The organism is Streptomyces graminilatus (genome assembly GCF_001418565.1).
Classification (GTDB): domain Bacteria; phylum Actinomycetota; class Actinomycetes; order Streptomycetales; family Streptomycetaceae; genus Streptomyces; species Streptomyces graminilatus.
The window spans coordinates 1-3916 of record NZ_LIQQ01000433.1 but is presented as its reverse complement, the minus strand read 5'-3'; the positions used below and the strand labels follow the sequence as shown (position 1 = coordinate 3916).

2 protein-coding genes are annotated in these 3916 nt (G+C 69.1%); both read right to left on the bottom strand.

What is annotated here, in order from left to right:
• Positions 1 to 33: 33 nt before the first annotated feature.
• Positions 34 to 1266: a sarcosine oxidase subunit beta family protein gene (locus AOK08_RS31570; RefSeq protein WP_055532447.1), complete on the bottom strand. Its 1233-nt coding sequence runs from the start codon at positions 1264 to 1266 to the stop codon at positions 34 to 36.
• A 78-nt stretch (positions 1267 to 1344) separates the two neighbouring features.
• A complete protein-coding gene (locus tag AOK08_RS31565) occupies positions 1345 to 3783 on the bottom strand; it encodes a GcvT family protein (protein WP_055532445.1) in 2439 nt (812 codons plus the stop codon).
• Positions 3784 to 3916 lie beyond the last annotated feature (133 nt).

The following is a 3916-nucleotide window of genomic DNA, read 5'->3' as shown; positions in this document are numbered from 1 at the left end:
GAGAAGCATGTCGTTCGGCTCCCTTGAGGGTCCCTAGTGGGCCACCGCGGCCGCGCCGTGCTCGTCGACGAGCGCGCCGGTGGTGAAACGGTCGAGCGAGAAGGGGGCGTTGAGGGGGTGGGGGGTGTCGTGGGCGATCGTGTGGGCGTAGACCCAGCCGACGCCCGGTGTGGCCTTGAACCCCCCGGTTCCCCATCCACAGTTCAGATACAGGTTGTCGACCGGGGTGAGGCCGACGATCGGCGACGCGTCGGGGCTGACGTCCACGATGCCTCCCCAGGTGCGCAGCACATGGGCGCGGGCGAAGACGGGGAACAGCTCCAGAGCCGCCGCCATCTGCTCCTCGATGATGTGGAACGCCCCACGCTGCGTGTACGAGTTGTACGAGTCGATGCCCGCGCCCATCACCAGCTCGCCCTTGTGCGCCTGGCTGACGTACACGTGCACCGCGTTGGACATGACGACGGTCGGGTGCACGGGTTCCAGGAGTTCGGAGACCAGCGCCTGCAACGGGTGGCTCTGGAGCGGGAGTTCGATGCCCGCCATCGCCGCCAGGACCGAGCTGTGCCCCGCCGAGCAGAGGGCCACCTTGCCGGCCGCGATCGGGCCCAGGGTCGTCTGGACCCCGACCACCTTCCCGCCGACCACGTCCAGGCCCGTGACCTCGCAGTTCTGGATGATGTCGATACCGGCCGCGTCCGCCGAGCGGGCCAGGCCCCACGCCACATGGTCGTGCTTCGCGATACCGGCGCGCGGCTGGTACGTACCGCCGAGGACCGGATAGCGCACGTCCGGTGAGATGTTGACGATCGGGCAGACCTCCCGGACCTGCTCCGCGTCCAGCCATTCCGCGTCCACACCGTTGAGGCGGTTGGCTTCCACCCTGCGCACGCTGTCGCGGACGTCCTGGAGGCTGTGGGCCAGGTTCAGCACGCCGCGCTGGGAGAAGAGGATGGGGTAGTCCAGCTCCTCCTCCAGGCCCTCCCACAGTTTCAGCGCGTGTTCGTAGATGCCCGCGCTCTCGTCCCACAGGTAGTTGGAGCGGATGATCGTGGTGTTGCGGGCCATGTTGCCGCCCGCCAGCCACCCCTTCTCCAGTACGGCGACGTTGGTGATGCCGTGGTTCTTCGCCAGGTAGTGAGCGGTGGCGAGACCGTGTCCACCGCCGCCCACGACGATCACGTCGTACGACCGCTTCGGCTCGGGCGTACGCCACAGCCAGTCGGGGTGCTCGGGCAGCTCGGCGCCGGGGGTACGGGGGCTCATCGCGCGTCTCCGTCTTCGACTTCGTCTTCGAGTTCTGCGAATCGGCAGGCGGCCCGGTTGACGGACCGACCCGGGGACCTACCCACGAAGGCGGGACATCGTCGGGTCGAACAAGGGCTCCTCGGCGACCACGGCCGCCACCCGCTGATCGAAGTAGCCGATACTCAACGCCGTTCCAGGGACGGCCAGTTCAGCGGGCAGCCAGGCATACGCGATGCCCTTGCCGATCGTGTAGCCGTAAGCGGCGCTGGTGACGTACCCGACCGCCCGCTCCCCCTCGTACACCGGCTCCTTGCCCATGACCACCGACCGCGGATCCTCGATCGTGAGGCAGGTGAGCTTCCGGCGGACGTCGGCCTTACGACGTTCCAGCGCCGCCTTCCCCAAGAACTCGCCCTTGTCGAGCTTCACGGCGAAGCCGACGCCGGCCTCGTACGGGTCGTGCTCGTACGTCATGTCGGTGCCGAAGGAGCGGTAACCCTTCTCCAGGCGGAGGCTGTTGAAGGCGCCGCGCCCGGCGGCGATGCCGCCCAGGGGCTGTACCGCCTGCCAGAGGGTGTCCCAGAGTTTCTGGCCCTGGTCGGCGGTGGTGTAAAGCTCCCAGCCGAGTTCGCCGACGTACGACAGGCGCATCGCCGTCACCGGGACGCTGCCGATGTAGGCGCGCTTGGCGCGGAAGTACTTCAGCCCGTCGTTCGAGAAGTCCTCGTCCGTCAGGGGCTGGAGAACCTTGCGGGCCAGGGGCCCCCAGAGACCGATGCAGCAGGTGCCAGGCGTGATGTCACGGACCTGGACGGTCCCGTCGGCCGGGAGGTGGCGGGTGAACCAGTCGAGGTCTAGGTTGCCGTTGGCGCCGGCCTGGAAGAGGTCGCGGCCGAGGCGGGCCACGGTGACATCGCTGCGGATGCCGCCGTCGTGGTCCAGGAGCAGCGTGTACGTCACCGACCCGACCGACTTGGCGACCTTGCTGGTGGTGAGGCCCTCCAGGAAGTCGGCGGCACCGGGGCCCGTCACCTCCAGGCGCTTCAGGGCCGTCATGTCGTACATCGCGACCGTCTCCCTGGTCGCCTGGGCCTCGGCGCCGACGATCGGGGACCAGTACTGGGCCGCCCAGTCGTTCGGGGTGGGGACGGAACGGCCTTCCACCAAGGGCGCGTTGGCCTCGTACCACTGCGGGCGTTCCCAGCCGTTCGCCTCAAGGAAGAAGGCGCCCAGTTCCTTCTGGCGGGTGTGGAAGGGGCTGGTGCGGATCGGGCGCGGGTCCCCGGACGGCTGGAGGGGGTGGAGGATGTCGTACACCTCGACGAAGTTCTGGCAGTCGCGGGCCAGGACGTACTCCGGGGCGAGCTGGTGCGGCTCGAAGCGGTTGAGGTCGCACTCGTGCAGGTCGAAGGAGGAGCAGAAGCCGTCGACCAGCCACTCGGCCATCGCCCGGCCGACGCCCGCCGAGTGCGTGACCCACACGGCCTCGGCGACCCAGAAGCCCTTGACGTCCGGCGACTCGCCGAGGAGCGGGAAGTTGTCGGTGGTGAAGGAGAACAGGCCGTTGATGCCCTCGTCGACCTTCGCGTCCTTGGTGGCCGGGAGCAAGGACTGGGTCTCCGTCCAGGCGTCGGCGAAGTCGTCCTCGGTGAACTTCAGGACCGAGGGCATGGTCTCGCCCTCGCGGAACGGCCGGATGTCGTCGGCGGAGATCGGCATCGGGCGGTGGCCGTAGTAGCCGATGCCGATGGCGTCGAAGCGGTCGCGGTAGTAGAGGTCGGCGTCCTGGTGGCGCAGGATCGGGCGGACCGCTTCCTCCGTCTGACCGGCGAGGGCGGGGACCGGCCCGGTCCAGGCCAGTTGGTGGGCCAGGGGCGTGAGGGGGAGATTGAGGCCCACCATGCGGGCGATCTTCGGCCCCCAGATACCGGCGCAGCACACGACGATGTCGGCCGGGATCTCGCCCTGGTCGGTGACGACTCCGGTGACCCGGCCGTCGGTCTGCCGCACGTCCAGCACCTCGTGGCGGGGCAGGAAGCTCACGCCGCGTTCGGTGGCCCGGCGGATCTGGGCCTCGACGGCGAGGACGGCTTTGGCGAGTCCGTCGGTGGGGACGAGGAGGCCGCCCAACACCCGCTCAGGATTGAGGAGCGGGTGCTGGGCGGCGCACTCCTCGGCGGTCAGCAGACGGGACTCGATGCCCCAGGCGGTGATCCAGCCGTGGCGGCGGTGCAGTTCGGTGAGGCGCTCGGGGGTGGTGGCCACTTCGAGGCCGCCGACCTGGAGGAAACAGGGCTTGCCGTCGACGTCCAGGGAACAGAACTTCTCGACGGTGTAGCGGGCCAGCTCGGCCATCGTCTTCGACGAGTTCGCCTGGAAGACCAGCCCCGGGGCGTGGGAGCTGGAGCCGCCGGTGGCGGGCAGCGGGCCCTGGTCGACCACGGTCACTTCGGTCCAGCCTCGCGCGGAGATCTCGTCCGCGAGTGCCGCGCCGACGACGCCCGCTCCGATGATGACCACTCGGGGTCCCGCCATCGCCGCACCTCCGGTTGAAAAACCAGTCCAGGCCCTGCGCGTCAGTTGCTGTCTACGCAACATGACTCAGGTTGCGCAACTCAATGTGCCTTCCGGGCAGGTGGGTGTCAAGAGGTTCCGGGGGGGCGGAGGG

Bases quoted from the DNA above. Each gene is read 5' to 3' on its own strand.
- AOK08_RS31565 (WP_055532445.1), bottom strand. From the start codon at position 3,783: ATGGCGGGACCCCGAGTGGTCATCATCGGAGCGGGCGTCGTCGGCGCG.
- AOK08_RS31570 (WP_055532447.1), bottom strand. From the start codon at position 1,266: ATGAGCCCCCGTACCCCCGGCGCCGAGCTGCCCGAGCACCCCGACTGG.